This window comes from Pseudomonas fluorescens group sp. (genome assembly GCF_020093335.1).
GTDB classification, from domain to species: Bacteria; Pseudomonadota; Gammaproteobacteria; order Pseudomonadales; family Pseudomonadaceae; genus Aquipseudomonas; species Aquipseudomonas petroselini.
Window position 1 is genome coordinate 81,923 of sequence record NZ_JAIOKW010000010.1, and the last position, 25,674, is coordinate 107,596.

Consider the following 25,674-nt stretch of genomic DNA (forward strand, 5'->3'; position numbering starts at 1 on the left):
GTGTTTGCTTTTTCTTATAGTTGCGGGTCTAGCATGCGAATCGCCGTTCTTGCTTAGCTCGGTTTGTTACCCGGATTCTGCAAACGGAATTTTTCTTTGCGTTCAATCTGAACCACTTGGGCGTTGTGCACCGTGATTTCCACCGCGCCAAACCGCAGATCGCGCAGGGCGCTCTGGATCTCACGCAAAATGGCTGCTTCGTCCTGGCCGTCGACGCTACGTAGAGATGCGCTCATGGTCTCGCTCCTGAAATGAATAGTGCCTCGCAGTGGCGGCACTGCTTGCGGCGTGAGGGCGATAGTAGATAAGCGCGGATATTCTTAAAAATACTATTTAAGAATGTTTATATAACCAGAAAGAATTTTCTGATGGGACGCGGGGTTGCGCGCGGGTTCTGTGCCAGAACGCAAAAATAAAGTCTTGAGCAGATTCAAATGTGGGAGGGGGCTTGCCCCCGATGGCGGTAGGTCAGTCAAGAATTTCTAACCTGATACACCGCTATCGGGGGCAAGCCCCCTCCCACATTTTGACTGCATTTCAAGGCCTGATTACGGGGGCCCGTGACCAATCGATTTCCTGCGCCGGCATCGGTTTCCCAAACCAATACCCCTGCCCCATGTCGCACTGCTGGTCGAGCAGGAAGCGCGCCTGTTCCTCCTGCTCGATCCCCTCGGCATGCACCTGCATGCCCATGCTTTTCGCCAGGGCGATCACCACGCGCACGATCGCCGCGTCATCCTCATCCCACGGCAAGCCGGCGACGAAGCCCTGGTCGATCTTGAGCTTCTGCACCGGCAGGCGCTTGAGGCGCAACAGCGACGAATAACCGGTACCAAAATCATCGATGGCCAGGCGCAAGCCCAGCTCGCGCAAGCGGTGCAGTTGCTCCAAGGCCACTTCAGGGTCGTCCATCACGGCGCTTTCGGTGACTTCCAGCTCGAGGAAAGCCGGGTCCAGGCCGGTGTCGTGCAGCACTTGGGCAACCTGTTCATACAGCTCGCGCCGGGCAAACAGGCGGCTGGACACGTTGATCGCGATAAAACTCAACGGCGCCCCCTGCGCCAACCAATCGCACATCTGCCGGCAGGCCTGGTCCATCACCCAGGCATCGATATCGGCAATCAGCCCGGTGCGCTCGGCAATCGGGATAAATTCCCCAGGCGGCACCAGGCCACGCGCCGGGTGCTGCCAGCGCACCAGCGCTTCGACGCCGATCAGGCGGCTACCATTGAGGTCGTGTACCGGCTGGTAGTAGACGCGCAGCTCTTTCTGCTCAAGGGCACGGCGCAGCTCACTGGCGATTTCCACGCGGTTTTGCGCGTGGGCGGTGAGTTCTTCGGTGTACAGCGCATAGCCCTCACGGCCGGTGCTCTTGGCCTTGAACAGCGCGGAATCGGCGTTGCGCAGCAGTTGTTCAGCGCTCAACGCGTCATTGGGGAACAGGCTGATGCCAATACTGGCGCTGATAAACAGCTGATGGCCGTCGAAGAGGAACGGTTGTTTCATCGCCTCCAGCATGCGTTGCGCCAAGCTGGCCGCTTGCGCCACCTGTGGACAACTTTCCGCCAGCACGGCGAACTCATCCCCACCCAGGCGCGCCAGCGTCACGCCGGGGCCGAACAGTGCCTTGAGCCGTTCACCCACCAGCTTGAGCAACTGGTCGCCGACGTTATGGCCCAGGCTGTCGTTGATGATCTTGAAGTGGTCCAGATCGAGCAACAGCAGGGCGCAGCCGCGCTTGTGGACTTGCGCCGACGCCAGCGCCTGCTGGGCGCGATCGGTAAACAGCAGGCGATTGGGCAGGTCGGTCAGCGGATCATGGTGAGCGAGGTGGGCCAACTCGTGTTCGGAATCCTTGATCGCGCTGATATCGGAAAACACCGCCACGTAGTGGCTGACCTGGCCCAGGTCATCGTGGATTACACGGATGGTTTGCCACTGTGGATAAATCTCTCCGCTTTTGCGTCGGTTCCAGATTTCACCGCTCCATTCGCCGCAGCGCTCCAGGCTCTGGAACATCTGCTGGTAGAAATTCGACGAATGGCGACCGGATTTGAACAGGCTGGGCTGGCGACCCATGACGTCTTCACGGCTGTAACCGGTGATTTCCATGAAGGCCCGATTGACGTGCACGATCAGCCCCTGAGCGTCAGTGACCAACACGCCTTCGCGGGTGCAATCGAACACGGCAGCGGCCTGGCGCAGGCGTTCACGGTTTTCCTTCAGGGGTTGCTGCTGGTTGGCACGGGCAAACCGGGCGCAGATCAAGTAAATCACCAAGGCACTGAGTGCCACCCACACATAGCCGCGCACCTGCAGCCAGTGGTTCAACGCACTCGGGTTATCGAGAAACTCGATCAATAACCGCTCAGTCAGGCTTATCCACGTCATCGAAACCAGCAGATATACCAGCCCCGCCCACCGGGCACCTCGGTATGAAAACAGCATATGGTCAGTAATCCTTACCAAAAAAACATAATCGCCCCACAAAGGCTGCGGATTATAGAATAAGAAACATCCAGTCACTCCTATCTGAAAGGGCGGCTGGTTTTCTCTGTAGGCTTAGTGATAATGCGTGAGCTGTTTTTTTCTTTATCTGAGGGCCATACAGCCTATGTGGTACAACGGTTTTCTTGACTTGTCAGCCTGGCAATTGGTGGCAGTCACTCTGTTGATGACCCACGTGACCATCATTGCGGTCACGGTCTATCTGCACCGCTATTCAGCCCATCGCTCCTTGGAGCTCAATGCAGGCCTGAAACACTTCTTCCGCTTCTGGCTGTGGCTGACCACGGCGCAGAACACCCGCGAGTGGACGGCCATCCACCGCAAGCACCACGCCAAGTGCGAAACCGTCGACGACCCGCACAGCCCGGTCATCAAGGGCCTGTCCACCGTGCTGCGCACAGGTGCCGAGCTGTACCGCGCCGAGGCCGAAAACCCGGAGACCCTGCGTATCTACGGCAAGAACTGCCCGGATGACTGGATCGAACGCAAGCTCTACACCCCCTACCCGCTACTGGGCGTGGCGATCATGGGCGTGATAGACCTGCTGTTGTTCGGCACCATCGGCATCACGATCTGGGCGATCCAGATGATGTGGATCCCGTTCTGGGCCGCCGGTGTGATCAATGGCCTGGGCCATGCCGTGGGCTATCGCAACTTCGAATGCCGTGATGCGGCGACCAACCTGGTGCCGTGGGGCATCATCGTCGGGGGCGAAGAGCTGCATAACAACCACCACACCTACCCCAACTCCGCCAAGCTGTCGGTGAAGAAATGGGAGTTCGACCTGGGTTGGGCGTGGATCAAGGTGTTCAGCTTCCTGCGCCTGGCCAAGGTGCAGCGCGTTGCGCCCATCGCCCATCGCGTGGAAGGCAAAGGCCACCTGGACATGGACACCGCCATGGCGATTCTCAACAACCGCTTCCAGATCATGGCTCAGTACCGCAAGTTGGTAATCGGACCGTTGGTCAAACAGGAACTGGAAAAGGTCGATCACTCCGTTCGTCACCAATTCCACCGCGCCAAGCGCCTATTGTCGCGGGAAACCAGCTTGCTGGACGACCGCCACCACCTGCGTATCCAGAGCATGCTGGAGCATAGCCAGGCCCTTAAAGTGATCTATGAAAAGCGCCTGGCGCTGCAACAGATCTGGCTCAAGACCAGCTCCAATGGCCACGATATGCTCGCCGCCATCAAGGAATGGGTACACGAGGCCGAGGCCAGCGGCATCCAGTCCCTGCGGGATTTTGCCCACCAATTGAAGACCTATTCGCTGCGCCCTGCATCCATATGACAACAAGGCGGGAGGGCCTTCCCTCCCGCCCATCAGCTTTTTGGCGCCATTTCTCGGACACCGTCAATCGATCCTATTGACGGAACTTCACTGCAATTCGCCTCTCTCAATGAACACTTCGCCATCATGGTGGCCCCTTGTAGTGACCGCTGCTCCAGTTTGCGGCGCGCCCAGAGAGAGTTGTGCCGATGGTTCACGAAAAGTCCTCCTTAGTCGACGCGCCCACAGCTGAGCATCCCCGCCCAGCTGCGGCGGCGACCCTGCTGGCGCTGGTGCATGCCCAGGGTGAAGTCGAGCGATTGAGCGAGCGTGAGCAGCTGCTGAGCTCGATGCTGGTCAGCGTGAATGCCGTGCTGTGGGCCATCGATTGGGAAACCCGTCGCGTGCTGTACGTGAGCCCGGCTTACGAGCGGGTGTTCGGTCGCTCCGCCAGCCTGCTGCTGGCCGACCATCGGGAGTGGCGCAACAGCATTCACCCCGAGGACCTCGACTACGCCGAACACAGCCTGGCCCGCGTGCTGGAGCAGGGCGCGGTTGAAGACCGGGAGTACCGCATCATCACGGCCAACGGGCAGATCCGCTGGCTGAGCGACAAGTGTTATATCAATCAACAGGTTGAGCCCGGCGAACCGGTGATCGTGGTCGGCATGGCCGAAGACATCACCGAAAAGAAACAACTTGAGCTGGAACTGCACCGTCTCGCCACCACCGACGTGCTGACCCAGAGCAGCAACCGCCGACACTTCTTCGAATGCGCCAACCAAGCCTTCGACACTGCCTGTGCCCAAGGTGCACCACTGGCCTTCCTTCTACTGGACATCGATGACTTCAAGGACGTCAACGACACCTACGGTCACCTGGAAGGCGATCAGGTGTTGCGGCGTATCGCCGAGAGCGGTCGCGGGGTACTGCGCCGTGGCGACCTGTTCGGGCGCATTGGTGGCGAAGAGTTCGCCGCTGTCCTCCCCGGCTGCGCACCGGAGATGGCGCTGCAGGTCGCTGAACGACTGGGCAAAGAGATTCAGGCGCTGAGTTTCAGCTATGAAGGCCAGGCCTTCAGCGTGACCATCAGCCAGGGCCTGGCCAACCTCAGCGAGGCAGACTCGACCCTGGACAGCCTGTTCGCCCGCGCCGATGCGGCCATGTACGAGGCCAAGCGCCTCGGCAAAAACCGCGTCATCGCCGGCTAGTGGTCGACTGATCAAATGTGGGAGGGGGCTTGCCCCCTCCCACATTTCGACCGCAGCGCCTTTTAGGATTTGCGTACTCGGGTCAGCTCCGGCAAGCCCACCTTGAGCAGTCGCGCTGTCTTGCCCGCAGCCAGTGCTTCCAGCCCTTCGTGCTCGGTCAAACGCGCCATCTGCGCCGCCAGGTTCATCACCAGCGCATCCCGGGCATAGACCCCACCCTCCAACGAATAAATCGCCGCGATCAACTGACGCAGCTCAAGCGGCAAACGCCAACGTGCGCGCAGTGCCGAACCGTAGGCAGCGCCAAACGTGTGCAGCGACTCGCCAATCGCTTCGTCATCCAATGCACCACCGCCCTGGCGCCAGTCTTCCAGGCAGCGCAACAGCGCCAAGTCACCCAGCCGATGGAGGATACCGGCGCTGTAGCAGCGCTCATGGTCCAGCGCCAACAGGTGTGCCAGACGCCGGGCATAGTCGGCGGTGTCCTGGGACAACTGCCAGTGACGCTCGGCATAGGCGACCAGGGCCGGATCCCCCAACACCACGTTGTGCTTGAGCGCCAGGCCGAGGATCAGGTTCATGCTGTGCCCGGACGCCAGCGTGTGCAGGGCTGCGGGCAGGGTTTGCACGGGCGTGCCGTGATGGCCGGCGCTGTTGGCGGCGGCGATCAGCACGGCGGTAATTTGTGGGTCCATACGCACCCGGTCTTCGAGTTGCTTAAGGTCCAGGCCATCCGGCCCGAGGCTGCGTTGCACCGCGGCTCTCACGTCGACCCGCAACGGCGCACCATCGGACGCCTCGCGGCGACGCTCGAGGAATACCGGCAAAGTCATGCCGGGCGCCAGCGGCGGAATCTCGCAGTACACCGTTTCGCCTTCATTCAGCAGCAGGTCTTGCAGACGCTGCGTCAGGCCTTCCATGTTCAGGGGTTTGGTCAAATACGCCGTGGGCGCCAAAGGCAAGGCTTCGCGTACGCTGGCGCTGTCGTTGCGACTGCTCAGCAGAATGAACGGCAGCGCGGGTGAGCGGCGTTTCTGGCGCACGTTGCGCAACAGGCTCAGCCCATCGATGCCCGGCAGCTCCCAATCCGCCAGGATCAGGTCGTAGGGCTTTTCGCGCAACAGCGTGGCCGCTTGTTGCCCGTCGGCACACACATCCAGCCGCGCATCGCAGCGCACATTCAACAGCACTTGCTTGAGCAGGTCCCGCGACCAGGGGTCTGCTTCGGCAATTAGTACGCGCGGTACAGCGGGTAAATCAACAGCAATCATCCTGCACGCTCCGTCGGCAATGCTGGAACCTTAGACAATGCAGGCGCCTACGTACAACGAACAAGGCCTGAATGTGCAGTGATCGGCATAAAAAAACCCGCCGAAGCGGGTTTTTTGTGTCGATCAGCTCAGCCTCCGCTTACAGCTCGGAGAAGCATTCTTCGATGATCGCCAGGCCCTTGTCCAACTGCTCGTCCGGCGAGGTCAGCGGGACCAGTACGCGCAACACGTTGCCGTAGGTGCCGCAGGACAGCAGGATCAGACCCTTGTCACGCGCCTTGGCCACCACGGAGGCAACAGCAGCGGCGTTCGGCTTGTGGCTGTCGCCATCTTCAAACAGTTCGACCGCGATCATCGCGCCCAATGCACGTACTTCGCCGATCACCGGGTATTTAGCCTGGATAGCTTTAAGGCCAGTCACCAGGCGCTCACCGACAGCTTTGCAGCGGTCCAGCAGGTGCTCTTCTTCGAATACTTCCATCACCGCCAGCGCAGCGGCGCAAGCAATCGGGCTACCGGCATAGGTTCCGCCGAGGCCGCCGGGTGCAATGGCGTCCATGTATTCGGCTTTGCCGCACACACCGGCCAGCGGGAAGCCACCGGCGATGGATTTGGCGAAGGTGGTCAGGTCGGCGGCAACGCCCATCTGTTCCATGGCGAAGAACGTACCGGTACGGCCGGCACCGGTTTGCACTTCGTCAGCGATCAGCAGGATGCCGTGCTTGTCGCACAGCTCGCGCAGGCGCTTCATGAAGGATTTTGGCGCGACGTAGAAGCCGCCTTCGCCCTGTACCGGCTCGATGATGATGGCAGCGATATCACGCGGCTCGGCATCGTTTTTGAAGATGCGTTCGATGCTGGCGATGGCGTCATCGTCGCTGACACCGTGCAATTCGTTCGGGAACAGCGCGCGGAATACGCCACCCGGCATCAGACCCATGCCAGCCGAGTACGGCACGACTTTGCCGGTAAGGCCCAGTGTCATCATGGTGCGGCCGTGGTAGGCACCGGTGAAGGCGATCACGCCGGCACGGCCAGTAGCGGCACGGGCGATTTTCACGGCGTTTTCGACGGCTTCGGAACCGGTGGTGACCAGCAGGGTTTTCTTGGCGAAATCACCTGGGACCTTGGCGTTGATTTTTTCGCACAATTCCACGTAAGGCTCATAGGCCAGTACCTGGAAGCAGGTGTGGGTCAGCTTGTTCAGTTGCTCGGTCACGGCGGCAATGATTTTCGGGTGCACGTGGCCGGTGTTCAGCACGGCGATACCGCCGGCGAAGTCGATGAACTCGCGACCTTCAACGTCGGTCACGGTGGCGTTCTTCGCGGATTCAGCGAAGATCGGGTGAATCTGGCCAACACCACGGGGTACAGCGGCTTCGCGGCGTTTCATCAGGGATGCGTTGGTCTTGCTCATAAAGTCCTCATTCGCCACTCATCGGGTGGCGTGGTCCAAGGAATACGTGGCGGGGAGGCAACTACGGCAGCATGCGATGATCGACTGCCACAGCTTTCCCGGCCACTACGAATAACGGTGTGAAACACGCAAAGGGTCAGCGCTCTCGTGCCCTCTGCGTTTACGGCAATGCCTTGCCGGGCGGTTTAGATGCCCAGGCAGAGGTATTTGATTTCCAGGTAATCCTCGATCCCGTACTTGGAACCTTCACGGCCCAGGCCCGAGGCCTTGATACCGCCGAACGGCGCGACTTCGTTGGAGATCAACCCGGTGTTGACGCCGACCATGCCGTATTCCAAGGCTTCAGCCACACGGAACACACGGCCCAGGTCGCGGGCATAGAAGTAGGAAGCCAGGCCGAACTCGGTGTCGTTGGACATCGCGATCACTTCAGCTTCATCTTTGAAACGGAACAGCGGCGCCAGTGGGCCGAAGGTTTCTTCCTTCGCGACGGCGGCGTTTTTCGGCACGTCGACCAGGATAGTCGGCTCGAAGAAGTTGCCTTCCATCACCTTGCCACCGGCCAACAGCTTGGCGCCTTTGCTCAGGGCATCGGCGATGTGTTCCTGGACCTTGGCCACAGCTTTTTCGTCGATCAGCGGGCCCGTGGTGGTGCCTTCTTCCAGACCGTTGCCGATCTTCAACTTGGCCACCGCCACTTTGAGTTTTTCCGCGAACGCGTCGTACACCGAATCCTGGATGTACAGGCGGTTGGCACAGACGCAGGTCTGGCCGTTATTACGGTACTTGGAGATGATCGCGCCTTCGACGGCCTTATCCAGATCGGCGTCGTCGAACACGATGAACGGCGCGTTGCCGCCCAGTTCCAGGGAGACTTTCTTGATGTCCTTGGCGCATTCGGCCATGAGCTGGCGACCGATTTCGGTCGAGCCCGTGAAGGACAATTTGCGCACGATCGGGTTGCTGGTCAGCTCGCCACCGATGTCGCCGGCGCTGCCGGTCACCACACTCAGCACACCTTTCGGGATGCCAGCACGGTGTGCCAGCTCAACCAAGGCCAGGGCTGAGAACGGGGTTTGAGAAGCCGGCTTGATCACCATGGTGCACCCGGCGGCCAGCGCCGGGCCGGCTTTACGGGTGATCATCGCGGCTGGGAAGTTCCACGGGGTGATCGCAGCGGTCACACCGATCGGCTGCTTGATCACGATCAGGCGCTTGTCCGGCTGGTGGCCAGGAATCACGTCACCGTAGATGCGCTTAGCTTCTTCGGCGAACCACTCGATGAAGGACGCGGCATAGACGATCTCGCCCTTGGCTTCGGCCAGCGGTTTGCCTTGCTCGAGAGTCATCAGGCGACCGAGGTCTTCCTGGTTTTCGATCAGCAGCTCAAACCAACGGCGCAGCTTATTGGCGCGCTCCTTGGCGGTCAGTGCCCGCCAGGCCGGCAGGGCCTTATCGGCAGCTTCGATGGCACGGCGGGTTTCGGCGGCACCCATCTTCGGCACGGTGCCGAGAATCTCACCGGTGGCAGGGTTGTTGACCTTGATGGTCTGACCATTGTCCGCATCGACCCAAGCGCCATCGATAAAGGCTTGTTGGCGGAACAACTGGGAATCTTTGAGCTGCATGTCGGCTTTCCTTAACAGCACCGCGCGCACGCGGAGCGAATTAGAGTTGTTGAAAGGCGCCTTGTGGGCTGCCGTCAGGGAAATCAGCCTCTGCGCGCGGAAGAAGTGAAAGAGCGCACGGGAGACAGAGCGTTTGAAATCTCAAACGAATCCTAGGATCAATGGGGGTACAGGGCAATAGTCTGTTCGAAAAAAAGAACGAAAACGGCGCATTTATCCGATTTTTCTGATCAGCGTATTTCTGCCAGGTTTCACTGCAATGATCGGCGCCTCCCGACTTAGGGCCTTATGCGGCAGATTCCTACGCTTGAAGGCTCAAAGACCAGCATGGACGCCCAAGGTCGACATGGGTATGATGTCGCCCGCACAAGCATCCGTAGCTCAGCTGGATAGAGTACTGCCCTCCGAAGGCAGGGGTCGTGGGTTCGAATCCCGCCGGGTGCACCATATAGCAGTCTCGGGCTGTCTGAGACAGTCTACGAAACGCCCCAAGAAGCCCGCCCCGTGCGGGCTTTCTTGTTTCTGCCTATCCATCCCTGTCTACCCCTATAACTTCCCGCCGTGTATGCCCACGTGTATGCTTTGAGATTCCTATAACTGGAGGCATACAGGAAGTGAAGCGCACTGAAATCAAACGCCGCCCCTTAGCAGACACCACCCTTGCAGGCCTGGAGCCGGAAAACGCTACGTATCGTGAGCAGGACGGGAATGGTCTGTACTTCCGGGTGAAACCTAATGGGCAAAAATCCTGGGAGCTGCGCTACAAAAAGCCAGACGGGAAATGGTCGTGGCTGGGCCTCGGCGGCTACCCCGATATCAGTGGCTCATTGGCGAGACAGAAAGCAGCTCAACTGCGGGAAGACGCATCGACCGGCAAAAATCCATTGGTGAGCAAGCAAGCTCGCAAGGTTGCCGACCAGGTTGCTGCCAACAACACTTTTGAGGCGTTAGGCCGTGAGTGGTTTGAAGCCAGACGCACAAGCTGGGAAGCAGGTACGTCCCGACGAGTACTGGGAGCACTGGAGCTTCACGTGTTCCCTGTCTTCGGCAAGCGCGTGTACACAGAAATATTGCCCCTGGAATGGATGGAGTTTCTACGTGGCATGGAGCAGAAGGGGATCATTGAACAAATGGGCCGAGTTCGTGCCTTTTGCAAAGAGATCTATGACCTGGCCCGCGTAACAGGACGAGCCGTCCACAACCCCCTTGAAGGTCTCAGCAAATTCCTGCAATCACGTAGCGCTGAAAACTATGCACACGTTTCGATTGAAGAACTGCCTGCGCTACTTCGAGCGATCAACTCCTACCCTCACGCAAAGGACGTTCGTATAGGGCTTCGCTTGCTTTCCTTATTAGCATCGCGCCCGAGCGAGATCCGAGAAGCACGCTGGTCAGAAATCGATCTCTCCAAAAAGCTATGGACGATCCCAGCCGAGCGAATGAAACGTCGTCGCGAACATGTCGTGCCCCTCTCTCGACAGGCGATCGAAGCGCTCACCGAGTTACGAACACTTACAGGTGCGTACCCTCTCCTATTTCCAGGCAGGAAAGACAGGACAATCCCCCGTAGTAACACTGTCTTTCTAATGGCGCTCCGCAGACTGGGATATGCCGGTCGGCAAACAGGCCACGGCTTTCGTCACATCGCGAGTACCATACTCAATGAGCAGGGTTTCGATGAGAATCACATTGAGGCCCAGCTCTCTCATGCAAAGGAGGGTATTGCCGGGGTCTATAACAAAGCGGTGTACCTGCCTCAGCGTAGAGTGATGATGCAGTGGTACGCCGATCACCTTGATGCCCTAGTGAGTGGAAATGTGGTGCAGGGCCAATTTGGAAAGGCAGTATGAGAGCACATACCCAGCCCCCTCCAAAACCGGTGTAACGGGTGTTACTCGTGTAACGCCACTCGCCAAGTGCCCGGATTCATTGGCTTTCACGCCCGTTACACAGTTGAGCGACATAGCGCACATCCAATGTAACGCTAACCCAACGTGTAACGCAAAAGTCAGCGCTCAGGTGCTGCGGGCAGGCGTTTTTCGCCCGAGCCTACCAGGCGATCTTCGCTGGCTCCGCCCTTCAAGCGCAGGGCGTGGGACTTTCGTTTACACAGCGCCTGAGACACTTGGCAATGACTGATCGCTAAACCGTATTGCATTCGGCGCTAAGTAGCGGCCTGCTCAAATCTCTCTCAGCGCAACCGCTTTATGATCTCTGCCGTGGACAGGTCGCTGACGCCTGCCACCTGATCGACCAGTGCTAGCTGCGCAATTACTAAACCGGCGCGTTCACCCTGCGTTGCCCCCATATTGACCACACATTGACCGATCTAGAGGAAAAGTAGTTTTCTTCATCTAGATAAATGTATAGATAGATACCCCTGTATCCATGACCAGGGGTTATCCATGAATGATCATAACTGCAAGTCCGCAAATCCCACCCAAATCCGCTTTTACGAAACAAGCGATCTGAACGCCAAGCGAACCAGTCATTTTGCCGCAGATCCTTCAGCAGTTCTGATCCGCATGCCGGAAGTAATGGCCATAGTTGGGCTAGCGCGCCCAACGATTTACAAACTAATGCAGCAAGCGGATAGCGGTTTCCCACTTCCAGTAAAACTCAGCGCTAGTAACGCCCGTAGCGCTCCCGTCGCATGGGTACTGGCTGAAGTTTTAGATTGGACGCGTGCGCGCATTGCGGATCGCGACAGGGTGGCGGCATGAAAAAACGAGCCGCTAACAACGCCATTTTGCAGCCCTTTTCTGTACTCAGAACAGTCGGATTCTCATCACGCGGCATGCAGCGTTTTGAACGTTACCGCACAGAGCAAAAACGCCTGAACCGGGACGTGATGGTGATGCGATGGAGAGATGGCATCTGGTGCGCATTGTCAGTTCCCTGCCAAGCCCCTCAAGCAATCATCGTCGACGAAGGCCAACAAATCGATGCCTATGAGGATGCGCGCGCGTGCCTCGAAGGCGACCTGTTGCCCTTTGTCTCCCTGCGCTGGGACATCCATGCCTGAAACGAAAACGCCCCCGGCGGCAACCGGAGGCGTTGAGGTAAATCTACATGCATGATCAATTTATGCCGCATCAAAAAAATCCGCAAGCCATCTGCACAGTTGCACTTTCAAAAAACGGGCGCTACTCTCTGGCTGTCGCTGCAAATTCAGCGACCGGGCTTGGTAACCCGACGAAATCAAGGCGCAACAGCGCCCCCATTACGATTGCAGGCGCTTTTTTTGTGCCCGCAGTTACGTGTTATGGCGGCTGTGCGTGGGAGGCATTCGTGCCTGCCGGGTTCCTTGATTCCCGGTTTACCAACCTGCGCACAGCTGCCACCCATTCGCTTGGTAACGAACGTGGCAGCTCCTCAAATCAAGGAGCTACACAGATGAAACACGCCCTCAATCCGTCCAAAATTCGCGCCGCTGCTCATCGAGCAATGGCTCTCGCCGCTTTACACGCCAACTCCAGCCTCGCTACACGTCTCTCCCGTTACAACGCCCATATGTCCAAAGCGCGAGCCTTGGAAGCCGCAGGGGGTGCCCAATGAGCATGCTCCCAGGCTTCTCACTTCCCGAGGATCTGCTCTGCGTCAGCCAGGATGCTGAAGCCGGTATTCCCATCGACGCTATCACCTGCGCCCTCGACCGTGCCGATTCAGTTCTGATGCTGCTGGAAGATCATTTAGACGGCGATAAACCCGTACTCTCCAACCGCGTGCTGTCATCCGTTATTTGGGACGTGCGCGGCACCTTGGGCTTGATCAAAACACTCGCCTTGTACGGTGACGCCTCCTCTGTGCCAATGGTCCAGAAAGGCGGTGCCTTGTGAACACTGCCACTACTCTCGGGCGTGCCGAGTTCTCCTGTGCTAACGACACTCATCAGAAACTATTCCGAGTGAATGCAGGCGTGCCGATCGAGGACGCACTTGAGGCCATATCGCTGTTTCAGTACTACGCCAATCAACTGACCCTCGATGCCGCCATGAGTGACAAAGGCGAGCGGTTCAGTTGGCCGGCGTTCTACCTGGGCGAGGTGTCAAAAGCGCTGATCGATGACGTGAACGATGCTCTCTACGCAGCGAGTACAGCGCCATGACTCAGCGCACCGGCAACACCTCAAAACGTCCGAGCTTTGCCGACGTAAAAAGTGCCGCACTGAAGAACATCGACCGTGTGCTTGCTCACTGGCTGCCGAACGGCAAACTCGTTGATGGCGGCAAGGAATACACCGCACCTAATCCGACGCGTTCAGACAAGCGCGCTGGCTCGCTCAAGATCAATTTGAGCAAAGGCACCTGGGCGGATTTTGCTACTGGCGATAAGGGCGGCGACCTGATCGACCTGGTGCGCTACATCGACGGCGGCACCGACGTTGAAGCCTGCAAAAAGCTGGCGGATCTGCTCAGCGTTTCCGCAGGTTCAGCGACAACCAAAAGCGCACCGACCAAGAACGCAACACCGGAGTGGATCGCGATTCAGCCGATCCCGGTCGAGGCCATGAACAAGTGTCCTGCCAAGCACCGGCAACACGGTGTTCCGTCCAAGGTGTGGATCTATCGCGATGCTCAGGGCCAGCCAGTCATGGCGCTGTATCGCTTCGACCTGGGCCCAGATGAAGACGGCAAACTGAGGAAGGTCTTTGCACCGCTGACCTGGTGCAAGCGCTCCGATGGGCAAACCGAACAATGGCGCTGGCAAGGCTTGGCGGGACCTCGGCCACTGCTGCACCTGAATGAGCTGGCACAGCGCGTCGACGCACCCGTGGTTCTTTGTGAGGGCGAAAAGGCCGCTGACGCCGCGGCTGAACTGATGCCCGACTACGTCGCCACCTGCTGGCCGAACGGCTCCAACTCTTGGCACAAGGCAGATCTTACGCCACTCAAAGGGCGCACGGTGGTGCTGTGGCCGGATAACGATTCCAGCGGCAAGACCTGCATGGACGCCATCGAACTCAAGTTGATTGAGCTGGGCGCCGCTTCGGTACAACGAATCTCGCTCGACGCGTTTAAGCTCAAGCCCAGCAGCAAAGGCGGCAAGCCGACACTCGTCAAAGGTGGAAAATGGGCTGACGGCGACGATGCTGCAGACGCATTAGCCAAAGGCTGGACCGCAGGCCACGTCGCCGAGTTGGTGCGCAACGGGGAGCTTTTCGGCAGTGTTGCTGAGCCAACTGAACCCCAAGAACAGAAGGCCAAGGCGCCCGCCAAACGCCCCGCGAAATCGAAAAATGATCTGTTGCCGGGCGGCTTTCGCCTGACCGCTGAAGGGGTGTTTTATTCCGGCGATGATGGTGAGGCACGCCCCGTGTGTTCGCCTCTGGAAATCATCGCTCGCACTCGCGACGACAAGGGCCACAACTGGGGCTTGTTGGTCGAATTCGATGACCCGGACGGCGCTAAAAAACGTTGGAACATTCCAGCCCGAACCATGACCGGCGACTTTGGCAAGGACGTACTCGGTCCACTGGTAGATATGGGTTTGCGCCTTGCGGGAAGCCGATCAGGGCGCAATGCCCGCAACGACTTACAAAGCTATCTCGGCGGCTTCGACAGTGCCCAGCGCGCACGCTTGGTGACGCGCTTGGGCTGGCACGACAATGCTTTCCTCTTGCCCGAACAACAGATTGGCTCGCACGCCGAACACCTGCATTTTTATGAAGCCGGTGCGCAGTTGCCACCAATCAGCGAAGCGGGTTCTCTGGAGCAATGGCAGCAGCAAATCGGCGCGCTTTGCGTTGGTAATCACCGCTTAGCGTTTGTCGTCTCTGTGGCCTTTGCGGGGCCTCTGTTGAACATGCTTGGGCATGAGTCTGGCGGCTTCCACCTCTACGGCGACAGCTCCGGTGGCAAGACCACTCACCTACAAGTTGCCGCCTCGGTTTATGGCGGGCCGCGCCTAGTGCGTTCGTGGCGTTCGACAGATAACGCCCTGGAGTCCATCGCCGCAGCCCACTCAGACGGTCTCCTGGTGCTGGATGAAATCGGTATGTGTGACCCGCGCATTATCGGAGAGACGGTCTACATGCTCGGCAATGGCACCGGTAAGGCCCGGGCGAATGATCGAGGACAAGCGGGCCGACAGGTGCAGGAGTGGCGCTTGCTGTTTCTCTCGACAGGAGAGAAGACGTTGGCGCAGCACATGGCGGATGCAAACAAGGAGCTGAAAGCCGGTATGGAGGTGCGCATGCTCGCCGTGCCTGCGGATGCGAGCAAAGGCCTAGGCATGTTCGATGTGCTGAATGGTTTTGAGGACGCTGCCGCCCTTTCCGACGCGCTCAAGGCCCGTGTAGCCAAATACTACGGCACGCCCCTCACCGCTTTCCTGCACGCACTGTGTGCGCCTGGGGAAATGCTCAGGTGGACAGTGATCGTGCGCCGCACGGTGGAACAGTTCATCACCCAAAACCTACCCGCCTCGGCCAGTGGTCAGGCGCAGCGTGCCGCCCTTCGCTTCGGCCTCGCCGCCGCCGCCGGAGAGTTGGCTACCGCCTTTGGAGTTACCGGCTGGCCGGATGGCACAGCCACGACCGCCGCTCGGGTGTGTCTGCATGCGTGGCTGGCCGAACGCGGCGGCGCCGGTAACTTTGAAGGGGATGCGATCTTAGCGCGGTTACACCAGGTCATCGAACGGTTCGGAGAAAGCCGCTTTACCCGCTGGGAATCTGCCGCCGCCAAGATCGATGAGCACGGACCACGCACGATTGATCGACTGGGCTTTCGCAAGACGATGGAACACGGCATGGGCGATGCACTGCACACCACCAACACCTACTACGTACTGCCGGAAGCCTGGAGGGCCGAAATCTTCAAGGGCATGAACATCAGTGCAGTGAACAAGGAGCTGCTGCAACGAGGCGTGCTGGAACCGTCCAGCGACGGCAAGGCGTCGAGTCTGGTTCGGTTACCCGGTCTGGGTCAGCAACGCTGCTACATCGTGAAGACGATTCCGGGCACGGAAGAGAGCGAGGCCGGGGCTGCCTGACGGCATGCCTGCTGATCGAGGTAGCGCCGGCTTATTACCGGCCTCGCCAGCCGTTCGACAATCATCCCAATCAACCGCAGTACACAGAGACAATACAGATGAACACTATCCAAGAACTGAAAGACCGCCGCGACACACTGACCCTCGAAATAGAGAGCATACAGCGCGACCTGGCGCCCTTCGAAGAAGCGCTGGAAAGCCCGGAGGTTATCCAGCAGGGCCGTCAACGGGCAGTGCAAGATGAAATCAACGATCACAAAAGACGCATCGACTCGCGAAATCTGGAGATCAACACACTGAACCAGAAGATTGATCGCCTTGAAACATTGGCAAACCGCGAGAGCTTGGCTGCCGGCTATCTCAGCGATATGGCGAACTGGAAAGCAGACGAGATGGAACTCAACGAGAAGCGCACCAGCATCGAGACCCGGTTACAGCAGGTCCGCCAGAGCGCTCATGAAGACATGGCAAAGGCTCGACAAGCTGAAACGGACGCTGCCACTGCTTATGCGCAGGCTGTCGCCTGGGGCGATGTGGAGGGCGAGAAAGCCGCTAATGCAGCAGCTCAAAAGGCAGCAAAAAACCTCACGGCTGCGGTTGAGCATCATCGCCGTCAACAAATGCTCATCCACGCCCTGGAACAAGAGTTGGTGACGATTGATCTGCACATAACAGAGGCACAAAAAGAACGCGCCAAGATCGAGAACAAAGCGGCTCATCTGGCAAACACGGTGTTAGAAGAAAAGTGGAACGAGGCCGCGAAAGCGCTGCTGGAAACCGGCGGCAAGTTGTGGGCAGCACGCAATCTGATTAACCGAGAGCCAGTTGCGTTGATGAAGCTTGATATCCCTGAGCAAGGCGGGCACTTCGGAAGCTGGACCTGGCGAGAACTCGCGACTCGCTCACATCAACACAGCCTACTTGACCTATTGGCGGCCTAACCTGAACCATCCCCGAAGCAACCGGCGAGGGTCGGCTGCTTCGGGCCAACCATCGGTCTAACCATGAATAAACCACCACAGAACAGTGCTCAGATGCCGGATTACCTAGAGGCCCGAAAGCTGCATTTGAACGGGATAATTGTCGGTATGGCCGGAATGAAAAAGCTCAACGCAAGAGGAATCATAGAAACTAAAGTTGAGACGCTCACGATTGATGCAATCAAAGCAGAGCTTGATTTCATTGACCTTCGACTCAAAAGAAAGAGCAGGTGATGAGGAAGCGGAAGCTTAAGCAGCTTCCGCTCCGTTAGTTCCTTTCCTCATACGCAAGGGGTCAGACCTTTCTTGCTTATGGTCTATAACAGACTTTGTCTGCTTTCGACCCATAGTGTTGAAACAGCCCTTCGAACACAACTCTATATCACGCCCCAAAAGCGACAGCATTAAAAAACCAGCATGCAATCACATAAAAACTAGACTATCCAACCTCCTTATACGCCTAATGGTGACAAACTTATCTAAGGTTACTACGTGATCAGACAACGCCAATGTATTTTTAGGGGTGCGACGACACACTAAATGCATAAGCACTCCCAACAACACATAATTTATCAACTAGAGCAGCGTAACGGCTAGAACTTTTTATTTTGTAGAAGAACTCGATAGCCCTGTACTAGTTTTATTTTTATCCACAATAATAGTAATAAGCTCGGGGCGCCCCAACTGACAATACAACATCGTTTCAAATAGAGGATTATTTTCCTTTATTAATATAACAAGCTCATCCGGTGTCTTCTTAGAGACACCTGCCACAGAGGCCAGCAAATTCTCATACCAGTTCGGCTCCATAAGACTAATGTCTTTATTGGCTGCTAAGTGAGTATCATAATAAGCTTTGTGATCAATGAGTTTTTTCTCTTGAAAAAATTTTAGCACGTCTGTCGAATAAGACATTTTCAAAAAGCCACTAATAAATGCGCGCCAGCTAATAGCTTCGTAATTTAAAGACCTTACAGCAGGTAAAAATGAATGTATTCGATAAATAATTCTCGCCATAAAGGCAGATGATTTAACAGCATCTACAGGCAGAAAAGTGCCGATCACACTCAATGCGCCACAACGTAAAAAACCATTAGCAGGCGATGCATGCGATCCTCCGATTGCAGAGGTCGAACAAGCGCTTAATAAGACAATTGGGGGAATCCTGGCTACGCCAAAAAGTGACCAAACATCTAATTTTTCTCTACCAATCCTCAAAAACCCAGGCTTATTTTCGCCATCGTGCCCCCCATGACAATCGAAGACAACAACCGCGCCTGCGTATGCATTGAGTGCTGATATTACTTCATGAATATTTTTCACATCAACAAACTTTATATTTAGACGAGGTTCAACCTCAAACAGACCAATTGCAGTCTCTAACATTTTTTTTATTTTATCGTGATTTTCAAAGGAGCGAATCACGAGAATATCTTTGAGGGCGGACTCCGGTATAGTAATCCCGTCGCCCAGCATACAAAACTGACCAAGTAAATTTCCTGGTGTCATAGGAATCTTGGAGACTTCATGACTAATCATCAAAGGAAGCTTATCTAAGTAAACCCACTCGATAGGAACGTCACTACAAATCTTTGCACTCTGACATTTTTCTGAAATCAGCGAACCGAGTTTGGCTCCGATCTCCATCTTAAACTGGTCTGATAATGCCTTAAACTTAAGCTGTAGCTGCGCTTGCGACTTCAAGTCGCTTCTTTGGATTGTAAGCTCCAAATCTTTCAGCTGTGGAAGATGCAGATTTAAGGCATTCGGAAGTCGAATGACTGGCGAGCAGTAAGCCGAGGCCATACTAGCAACAAATAAATTCGTGGCCAATAATTCTGACTGTCGCTCTTGTAAAATGGCAGCAAAAGCAGGTTCATCAAACGGATCATCATTTTCTAAAAGTAGACTTTTGTCAATACTAACTCCTGAGTAATGAGGATTCCTTATTAACCCATTTTTTATAAATTCTCGTGTCCACCTTCTTTTAAGGTCCCTGAATACTTGATTCCAAAAGTGCTGATTTGTATTGTAATAAGGCACCATAATTGATGGCGAATACAATATCATTTCCTGTCGAAGCTTGCCGTCACCATTTATTATACCAAGTAGCGCATCAACGCTTTCGTAGATGGCGTTATAGTAAGTTTCCGGCTCATCTGGCTTGACACTATTTTCAGAACCAAAAGTAAAACCTAAACTTGAAAAAATACAATCATTTGACAAGGTAACTCCAGAGCCATAAATTGGGACTGGGGCAGTTTCATCATAAGGATCCCTTAAGGGTCTCAAATCATCAAGACTTTGCCCATTTCTCGTTAACTCCCCCCTAATGAACTGATCAAGTTCCTTATCCAGAAAGTGAACAGAATTATATTCTTCATCATTTATAGATATAACACCATCTGCTTCAATCGTCGAAACAATTATTACCTTAACTCCCTCTTTCCATTGAAGCGAAGAAACTTCAGAAACATTGCATTCTGCGCAAAAAATAACCGCGACTTTCGAATTAATAATTTCTGGAAATTTAGAAACAAACTGACTACCAACAGCACTGATATTTTTATTCGAACCCAAAGATCTACTCTTAACTAGATCGGCGTGGCTTATATATATTTCACCCGTATCATTAGGCGAACTACAGATCGCAGCTATTAGATTAAAAACTTCTGGCTGCGTCACACCACGATTATGGCCCTGAAAAAATGTGTTATCTTCTTCTATAGGTATAACTAAATAGTACTCAATCGTGCTCACTTGATAGTCCTTTGTCAAAATTAGTTACCACACCGACAAACTTTCGAAGCCCGTATAAACTTTCCGCCACATAACCGACTCGCGCACGTTTAGACCTGAGCTTTCCACATCTCTCAATGAAGCCAATAAAATATAAACCAGTATAAATTTTTGACATGATCAGTTCAGCTCTCAACGTTACTTCGGCACTTCGGCACTCTCAAGCACCGTCATCCGTGCATAAGTACTCTGAGCGACTTATTTGCTACCGCTTTGTAAATCAGTGCTGCCAATGTTCAGCTGTGTTCCGGCAGAAGCTCTTCAGGTAAAAAATGTGAGATAGAAGATTTTTAGAGCCTATCTCAACACGCACTTATCTTACGCACAAATAGTCATAAATCTAATTAAACAGGATATTACAACGGATCTGACCGCACTCCCTGCAGTCAGATCGCGCGTATCAAACTCTTGAGAAAGGAACTGCATTTTTTATATATATATGAAAAAACTGCCCTTTAGAAGAAGATGCTTTGAATTGCTCATAAAGGTGCTCGCTCACATTATAGTATTGATAAACAGCGCCATCCTTAAACTCGATCTCTAAGGTTTCACTCCCAGAGTCGTAGCCGACAGATATGATATTTGACGAAGACACGGCATCACGGTTCATTTTCAGCCCTCCTCAGGGTCGTTGTCGATTGGTGAGCGGGTTATTTCAAGTTTTCGGACAACAGCATTAGTTTGCTGACTGCGCCAAGAGGCCACCACGCGGTCGTACCCTTCCGCTGAACGCCGCCTAGCCCAAGCTTCAGTCACCTTAGGATCGTTGCTTCTGGGTAGATGCTCTTGGCGCGGCAAGGCAATGCGACAGCGAACGGGAAGTCGAGCAGCTTCCCCAGTGATTATTGCTTCACCTGTTCGCAAAACCGGCAGGAGGTCCATCAGACCGGCAAGGTTGTCTGGCAAACTTCCTTTCACACGAGCGCGATCTACAGGATTTGAAAGCCGAAGCGCGATAATTGTTCCACATTGGGATAAAACTGTCTCATCGACTTCTGCGGGCCGCTGGGAAACAACCATAGCGCCGACACCATATTTTCGCCCTTCCTTCGCAATACGCTTTACCACTTCAGAAGCGACGGTCCCAGCATCTGGACCCAAATAGCGATGAGCCTCCTCCATAACGATTAAGAGAGGACGCTCTATTCCCCCTTCTGATTTTTCTCGGCTCCAAAAAAGAGCTTCGTAAACAATACGTAGAATAGAGCCGATGAGTCTTGTTAGAACCGCGCTCGGAACACCGGACAAGTCTAATATTGTTATCTGTTTATCATGACCAAGCCAGCCTTCCAGCAGCTTGTCGAGATCATTTTTTACTGTTCCCGCAAGTTCGGGTTCCCAGTCTCCGGGATGTAGGAGAAAGTCATAGCGTCGATCGAGCAAACGGGAACGAAGTAAATTCAATGGTCTACGTATACCTTTAGCCGCTGTATTGGTAAAGGGTCCCTTAGCCCCCATCGCGTGAACTTGGTATTTAGGCGCAACCAGCGTTTCTGCGTCGCCCAATTCCTCTAGGGCAGGCTCATCACGATTTACACCGAGATAGGTTGTCGTCTCAAAATCGATCAACTCATACCAAAGTTGTTTTAAACTAAACGGAACAGGACTATCTACGGTCAATGTTCTCGAATCAATACCCGCTCTTGGTTGTGCTTTAATACCCTTGTCTTTTAGCTCGGCAATTTTATCCGTGAAGGCGATTTCGTGGGCATCAGACAACCCTCCCGTGATGAAATCTAAAAGTTCCCCAGCCTCCAAGGCCCAATAAGGAACGAAGAGCGACTCTTGGCCTTGGCTAGGTGTTGCACTAAAAACAGTAGCCACATCCTCTAGCGCTTTAGTGTATTCACCATGAATATCAAGCATGAGGATACGAGCGCCTGGAGAACCCAGTGTTTCACCTTTCCGGATTATGGAACGCAGGAGGCTTGCAACCGTTGTGGATTTACCCGCCCCTGTTGATCCAAGTATCGCGGAGTGCCGAGTCACAAGAGCGTCTAATGATAGTCGCACCTCAATATTTTCAGCGCTGGCAAGATGACCGATGACCACTTGATCCTCACCAACCGATCCGTATATTCGTCTTAGATCTGACTCAATGACAAGGTGCACTGAATCATTTATATTAGGATGTTGGCTCAGTCCTCTTTCAAATTGTCCACCGACTGTTTCACCTGCAAGCTGAACCGTCATCCATCTTCCTGAGTTGGCACCTGAAATATCTGACTGCGTGGGAGCTGCAGTAGCGCCCACCTCAGAAACAATACCAAATAAGTCCTGATAGCCTTGAGGAATTCGGACGAAACTTCCTACTTGGCCAACCCGATATGTATGACCACGGATGACGGCAAAGCCGGAGTCTAAGGACTCTGCAAGTTTTACGGTAAGAGTGGCACCGGAAACGGCATTAACAACACCTAAGTAGGTAGGATCATTATCGCTCATTTCTGACCACCCTCTACTTCGATATCACTACTACCGCTGTTATCTACTTCACCCTCAAGTTTTTCTGGTTCGTCTCTTTTCAAAGATTGTGCAATTAAATCATTAGCCTGAGCCAAAGCGCAGAACCTTGCGAACGCAGCAAAGTCTCCCAACAGAAACAGAGCAGGCTCTTTCGGCCATCTCGATGCCCAAAAGCTCTCACGTATACTTCCCCAATTCTTGGGAAGTTCACCCGGACGCCACTTTCCTGGAACGCCACCTATCACAGCACCATCAGCTGCGTAGACACTTAGGTTAGGTCTATCACTAGCTAATTTAACGGCAGGCTCTTCTTTTATGAGTGTCTGGTATTGAAAAGCCAAGACAGCAGTATTGGCATTCATAGCCAAACTCTCATCAAGAATGGCGCAGATATGGGCATCTCTGAAGGAAAACCCAATTGTCAGTAGCAACGAATCTGGCGTCAGCAAAAATCTTTTAAGCCTCTCAAACAGAGCAGAATAAGGCTGTTTTTGGGTCAAATCATATTTTAAGTGGTCTGGATAAACCAACTCGGCAGCTTCCCGTCCATGTCCTCGAACAACAGCTCCATCTTCCAAAGCCCAGCCAAGGGATCCATGCATCTTCCATAGTTTTGCCCAGCGAGCAGGTAAGTCGTCCCCTGCCACGGAAACCGGATCGAAGAAAGGCTTGCTGCCACCTGAAAAACCATCGAAATAAGGGCTTCGGACTCTTTCAAACGCTTCTTCGAAAAGAAAGTCATAGTTTGTAGTAAATATTTCGACGGAGTTAGTGCGGACAGTTCCCGTAATCCATGCAATCAGGTCGGAATAGGCATTGCGCTCTTTCGGCAAAAAAACACCAACTACATTAGCAATGTTTTTACATATTGCTTTCCCGAGTTCTTTATAACCGTCAGAGTCGAGTCCCTGTACCACAGTCTTTCCCAGCGCCTGCTCCAGCAACCGGATGCGAGAAAGAATGGACTCGATATTAGCATTACTTCCCAGACTTTCTTTTATGGATTCGACAGCTGTCGTCTGAATTGTGGTTAGACCAGAAGTTGCCTGCTCCGTTAGTGCCTCGACACCAGGGATCAGCGACGTTCCATTAGGATCTAACTCATTTTTATCGTTGACGCGAATTGCCAAGGGCGCTCCTGCGCCAACAAGAATCCCAATCCGCTTTCTTCCCTGCGACAGCACTTGCCGTAAATCGGACATAAACCGATCTGGATTATGGAACGTTTCCATCGTTCACCCCCCCTGTAAGCGTTGCCGACGAAATCCTTTAACAGGATCTCTTCATTCGACAATCGCCTCCCAGACGCCAGAGTACAGTACGTGCGCCCTCCGTACATCTAGAACGCGTCATGAGCACTAGAATAGCTCGGGCTAGACTTCCCATTTTTGAGCCGAGTGACTCACACTCACAAAGGGCTGCAATTTTGGCCTACAGCCTACAAATATGCCTCCGGAATGCCTGCTTATGACCAGCAAAGCCCCTCACGGCAAAGCCGGCGTCCTCGCATACTCAAGATAAACCGATCCTCACAAAGCAATTGTTGCGGTAACAACTACTGGCCATGTAACACAGCTATACGTTAATGAAAAACGCATGTGTAACATAGAATATATTGTTTTAATTCATATGCTTATGAATGACTATAACGCGAGTAACATCCGTAACATGGTTTTGAGGTGGTACGACCCCTAGCCCCCTAAGAACGGCCCCCCCAGCGAGGGAACTCGGTCGCGTTGGTGACTTAAACGTGGCGAGGCGCTTAGGCCGCCAAGCGATTGAGCGTGTGCTATGTGCCGCCCTCGGGCGATGGTAAGGCATGATTGGTTACAGGCAAGCTAATACATGGCTTTTAGCGAAGTAGCTCAAAATGGCTCGCCGAAAAGTCGCCGGGGCCCCTGGAGGCATTCGTGAGACACGGGGTAGGAAACCCGCGTGATCGTGTCAGCGGAAAGGTGCCCAGCTTAGTGAACAGGTGAACCAGGTGAACTGCTGTTCACCAGTGCATTTGCCCTATGAATCGGAAAGCCGCTGGGGACCCTGGGAATTTCGGATAGACACGGGGCATAGAACCCGCCGGATCTCGTTAGTGGCTGGGCTCCAAAGTTAGTTGACCGGTTGACTGAGTTGACCAAGCCATCCGTTCACAATCCTGAACAAAACCGAGGACCGTTACCGTTCCGGTAAGGATCCCCTTTTTTCTTCAAGATCCTTTCAATTTCAACGATTGAAATTTCAGTAACTTCCAGCACCTCCCACTAACTCAGTCCCGCGGGTTTCATGCCCCGTGTAACGCGAAACCTCTCAGGGTCCCCAGCGTGATTTCCTGTCATCGAGAGGCGGAGCAGGCGAAATTCGCTTGGTAGGCTGGAGCGCAAAGCGCCTGCCCACGACACCTGGCTGCTGACGTTAGCGTTACACGCACGGGCAGCGTTACATCCGATGTACGCGATGCCGCTCAACTGTGTAACAGGCGTGAAAGCCAATAAAACCGGGCGTTTGGTGAAGGGCGTTACACTCGTAACACCAGTTACACCAGTTTTGGAGGGGGCTGGGTGTGTGCGCTCGTGCTGTCTTTCCAAATTGGTCCAACAGCACATTGTTGGCCCCTAGTGAATCAAGATAGTCGGCATGATTTCTGATCACAAGGTGGTGAGGACAGCTGATATGCAATGCCACTGGCTCGAGGTAGATTGACTACCTGACAAAACGGCGAGAAACCATCATGGAAGACACCCCTTTGCTTGCGTCATTACTCAAGCGCATGAATGAAAACCAACTGGCGCTGGGGGCAGCTATCGAGGAGCTGTCAAACTGGGTTGAGCAAAGAGGATCTACGGAAGTGGCACAGAACATTCGAGGGGCACTGGATACCCTGGATGAAAATGCAGGATTCATCACCCTTGCGCTCGCCTCACTGGCGGCAGAAGGTCGAACGAAGAAGTAACGACTCAGCTGGAAGGCACCACATCAGTAACCATTTGGTGTTGCTTTACCTTACGGGGATACCACGAAAAAAGTGGCCAGAAGGAAGCGCCGTGTATGCCCACGTGTATGCCTAACTGACTAGCCATAAAACGCACCCAATGAATACGGGGCTCTCACCCTCCAGTTCAAACGACGCCGGGGCA

The 25,674-nt window shown here is 54.7% G+C and carries 21 protein-coding genes and 1 tRNA gene; 13 read left to right on the forward strand and 9 right to left on the reverse strand.

Annotated elements, in window-relative coordinates:
- Positions 1 to 53: 53 nt before the first annotated feature.
- Both oscA and dibA read right to left on the reverse strand, forming a co-directional pair.
- Entirely contained in the window at positions 54 to 236 is a 183-nt protein-coding gene (gene oscA / locus K7431_RS13635; protein WP_003170956.1) for a sulfur starvation response protein OscA, read from the reverse strand.
- A gap of 301 nt (positions 237 to 537) precedes the next feature.
- Positions 538 to 2,448, reverse strand: a complete 1,911-nt coding sequence (dibA, locus tag K7431_RS13640) for a phosphodiesterase DibA (RefSeq protein WP_043204630.1) — start codon at positions 2,446 to 2,448, stop codon at positions 538 to 540.
- A gap of 166 nt (positions 2,449 to 2,614) precedes the next feature.
- Between dibA and desA the strand changes: the two genes are divergently transcribed.
- The gene (gene desA / locus K7431_RS13645) at positions 2,615 to 3,799 is read left to right on the forward strand and encodes a delta-9 fatty acid desaturase DesA (protein WP_012721622.1); all 1,185 of its coding nucleotides are present in this window, start codon (positions 2,615 to 2,617) and stop codon (positions 3,797 to 3,799) included.
- Between the two features lie 188 nt (positions 3,800 to 3,987).
- Positions 3,988 to 4,989: a sensor domain-containing diguanylate cyclase gene (locus K7431_RS13650; protein ID WP_043204629.1), complete on the forward strand. Its 1,002-nt coding sequence runs from the start codon at positions 3,988 to 3,990 to the stop codon at positions 4,987 to 4,989.
- Between the two features lie 62 nt (positions 4,990 to 5,051).
- On the opposite strand, the gene K7431_RS13655 is transcribed toward K7431_RS13650, so the two are convergent.
- The 3 genes from K7431_RS13655 to gabD form a co-directional block, all read right to left on the reverse strand.
- A complete protein-coding gene (locus tag K7431_RS13655) occupies positions 5,052 to 6,260 on the reverse strand; it encodes an HDOD domain-containing protein (protein ID WP_012721620.1) in 1,209 nt (402 codons plus the stop codon).
- A gap of 139 nt (positions 6,261 to 6,399) precedes the next feature.
- Positions 6,400 to 7,677 (reverse strand): 4-aminobutyrate--2-oxoglutarate transaminase, encoded by a 1,278-nt coding sequence (gene gabT, locus K7431_RS13660; protein ID WP_012721619.1) that lies wholly within the window; start codon positions 7,675 to 7,677, stop codon positions 6,400 to 6,402.
- Between the two features lie 185 nt (positions 7,678 to 7,862).
- Positions 7,863 to 9,305, reverse strand: a complete 1,443-nt coding sequence (gabD, locus tag K7431_RS13665) for an NADP-dependent succinate-semialdehyde dehydrogenase (protein WP_012721618.1) — start codon at positions 9,303 to 9,305, stop codon at positions 7,863 to 7,865.
- Positions 9,306 to 9,675: 370 nt separating this feature from the next.
- Between gabD and K7431_RS13670 the strand changes: the two genes are divergently transcribed.
- The 10 genes from K7431_RS13670 (at position 9,676) to K7431_RS13715 (ending at position 17,512) form a co-directional block, all read left to right on the forward strand.
- Positions 9,676 to 9,752, forward strand: a tRNA-Arg gene (locus K7431_RS13670).
- 167 nt (positions 9,753 to 9,919) lie between these two features.
- Positions 9,920 to 11,155, forward strand: a complete 1,236-nt coding sequence (locus K7431_RS13675) for a tyrosine-type recombinase/integrase (protein WP_012721617.1) — start codon at positions 9,920 to 9,922, stop codon at positions 11,153 to 11,155.
- A gap of 555 nt (positions 11,156 to 11,710) precedes the next feature.
- A complete protein-coding gene (locus tag K7431_RS13680) occupies positions 11,711 to 12,028 on the forward strand; it encodes a helix-turn-helix transcriptional regulator (protein WP_080567155.1) in 318 nt (105 codons plus the stop codon).
- Entirely contained in the window at positions 12,025 to 12,330 is a 306-nt protein-coding gene (locus tag K7431_RS13685) for a hypothetical protein (RefSeq protein WP_043204628.1), read from the forward strand. Before K7431_RS13680 ends, K7431_RS13685 begins: the two co-directional genes overlap by 4 nt.
- Before the next feature lie 47 nt (positions 12,331 to 12,377).
- Positions 12,378 to 12,863, forward strand: a complete 486-nt coding sequence (locus K7431_RS13690; protein WP_012721615.1) for a hypothetical protein — start codon at positions 12,378 to 12,380, stop codon at positions 12,861 to 12,863.
- The gene (locus tag K7431_RS13695; protein ID WP_012721614.1) at positions 12,860 to 13,144 is read left to right on the forward strand and encodes a hypothetical protein; all 285 of its coding nucleotides are present in this window, start codon (positions 12,860 to 12,862) and stop codon (positions 13,142 to 13,144) included. Before K7431_RS13690 ends, K7431_RS13695 begins: the two co-directional genes overlap by 4 nt.
- Positions 13,141 to 13,413, forward strand: a complete 273-nt coding sequence (locus K7431_RS13700) for a DUF3077 domain-containing protein (protein ID WP_012721613.1) — start codon at positions 13,141 to 13,143, stop codon at positions 13,411 to 13,413. The genes K7431_RS13695 and K7431_RS13700 overlap by 4 nt, the downstream gene beginning before the upstream one ends.
- Positions 13,410 to 16,298 carry a DUF927 domain-containing protein gene (locus tag K7431_RS13705; protein ID WP_012721612.1) on the forward strand — a complete coding sequence of 963 codons (2,889 nt, stop codon included), beginning with the start codon at positions 13,410 to 13,412 and terminating at the stop codon, positions 16,296 to 16,298. Before K7431_RS13700 ends, K7431_RS13705 begins: the two co-directional genes overlap by 4 nt.
- A gap of 98 nt (positions 16,299 to 16,396) precedes the next feature.
- On the forward strand, positions 16,397 to 17,239 hold the full coding sequence (locus K7431_RS13710) for a hypothetical protein (RefSeq protein ID WP_012721611.1): 843 nt from the start codon (positions 16,397 to 16,399) through the stop codon (positions 17,237 to 17,239).
- Between the two features lie 63 nt (positions 17,240 to 17,302).
- The gene (locus K7431_RS13715; RefSeq protein ID WP_224265918.1) at positions 17,303 to 17,512 is read left to right on the forward strand and encodes a hypothetical protein; all 210 of its coding nucleotides are present in this window, start codon (positions 17,303 to 17,305) and stop codon (positions 17,510 to 17,512) included.
- A gap of 369 nt (positions 17,513 to 17,881) precedes the next feature.
- On the opposite strand, the gene K7431_RS13720 is transcribed toward K7431_RS13715, so the two are convergent.
- From K7431_RS13720 to K7431_RS13735, 4 genes are all read right to left on the reverse strand, one after another.
- On the reverse strand, positions 17,882 to 20,038 hold the full coding sequence (locus K7431_RS13720) for a hypothetical protein (protein WP_224265919.1): 2,157 nt from the start codon (positions 20,036 to 20,038) through the stop codon (positions 17,882 to 17,884).
- Between the two features lie 439 nt (positions 20,039 to 20,477).
- Complete coding sequence (locus K7431_RS13725; RefSeq protein ID WP_052308610.1) at positions 20,478 to 20,687, reverse strand: KTSC domain-containing protein; 210 nt, start codon at positions 20,685 to 20,687, stop codon at positions 20,478 to 20,480.
- Positions 20,688 to 20,689: 2 nt separating this feature from the next.
- On the reverse strand, positions 20,690 to 22,522 hold the full coding sequence (locus tag K7431_RS13730; RefSeq protein WP_012721609.1) for an ATP-binding protein: 1,833 nt from the start codon (positions 22,520 to 22,522) through the stop codon (positions 20,690 to 20,692).
- A complete protein-coding gene (locus K7431_RS13735) occupies positions 22,519 to 23,775 on the reverse strand; it encodes an SIR2 family protein (protein ID WP_043204625.1) in 1,257 nt (418 codons plus the stop codon). Before K7431_RS13735 ends, K7431_RS13730 begins: the two co-directional genes overlap by 4 nt.
- Positions 23,776 to 25,268: 1,493 nt before the next feature.
- Here K7431_RS13735 and K7431_RS13740 point away from each other — a divergent pair.
- Positions 25,269 to 25,490, forward strand: a complete 222-nt coding sequence (locus tag K7431_RS13740; RefSeq protein ID WP_003187522.1) for a hypothetical protein — start codon at positions 25,269 to 25,271, stop codon at positions 25,488 to 25,490.
- Positions 25,491 to 25,674 lie beyond the last annotated feature (184 nt).

Coding starts and splice junctions, on each gene's coding strand:
- K7431_RS13710 (WP_012721611.1), top strand. CDS start 16,397: ATGAACACTATCCAAGAACTGAAAGACCGCCGCGACACACTGACCCTC.
- K7431_RS13655 (WP_012721620.1), bottom strand. CDS start 6,260: ATGATTGCTGTTGATTTACCCGCTGTACCGCGCGTACTAATTGCCGAA.
- K7431_RS13705 (WP_012721612.1), top strand. CDS start 13,410: ATGACTCAGCGCACCGGCAACACCTCAAAACGTCCGAGCTTTGCCGAC.
- oscA (WP_003170956.1), bottom strand. CDS start 236: ATGAGCGCATCTCTACGTAGCGTCGACGGCCAGGACGAAGCAGCCATT.
- K7431_RS13735 (WP_043204625.1), bottom strand. CDS start 23,775: ATGGAAACGTTCCATAATCCAGATCGGTTTATGTCCGATTTACGGCAA.
- K7431_RS13695 (WP_012721614.1), top strand. CDS start 12,860: ATGAGCATGCTCCCAGGCTTCTCACTTCCCGAGGATCTGCTCTGCGTC.
- K7431_RS13715 (WP_224265918.1), top strand. CDS start 17,303: ATGAATAAACCACCACAGAACAGTGCTCAGATGCCGGATTACCTAGAG.
- gabD (WP_012721618.1), bottom strand. CDS start 9,305: ATGCAGCTCAAAGATTCCCAGTTGTTCCGCCAACAAGCCTTTATCGAT.
- K7431_RS13685 (WP_043204628.1), top strand. CDS start 12,025: ATGAAAAAACGAGCCGCTAACAACGCCATTTTGCAGCCCTTTTCTGTA.
- gabT (WP_012721619.1), bottom strand. CDS start 7,677: ATGAGCAAGACCAACGCATCCCTGATGAAACGCCGCGAAGCCGCTGTA.
- K7431_RS13725 (WP_052308610.1), bottom strand. CDS start 20,687: ATGAACCGTGATGCCGTGTCTTCGTCAAATATCATATCTGTCGGCTAC.
- K7431_RS13730 (WP_012721609.1), bottom strand. CDS start 22,522: ATGAGCGATAATGATCCTACCTACTTAGGTGTTGTTAATGCCGTTTCC.
- K7431_RS13650 (WP_043204629.1), top strand. CDS start 3,988: ATGGTTCACGAAAAGTCCTCCTTAGTCGACGCGCCCACAGCTGAGCAT.
- desA (WP_012721622.1), top strand. CDS start 2,615: ATGTGGTACAACGGTTTTCTTGACTTGTCAGCCTGGCAATTGGTGGCA.
- K7431_RS13690 (WP_012721615.1), top strand. CDS start 12,378: ATGCATGATCAATTTATGCCGCATCAAAAAAATCCGCAAGCCATCTGC.
- K7431_RS13680 (WP_080567155.1), top strand. CDS start 11,711: ATGAATGATCATAACTGCAAGTCCGCAAATCCCACCCAAATCCGCTTT.
- K7431_RS13740 (WP_003187522.1), top strand. CDS start 25,269: ATGGAAGACACCCCTTTGCTTGCGTCATTACTCAAGCGCATGAATGAA.
- dibA (WP_043204630.1), bottom strand. CDS start 2,448: ATGCTGTTTTCATACCGAGGTGCCCGGTGGGCGGGGCTGGTATATCTG.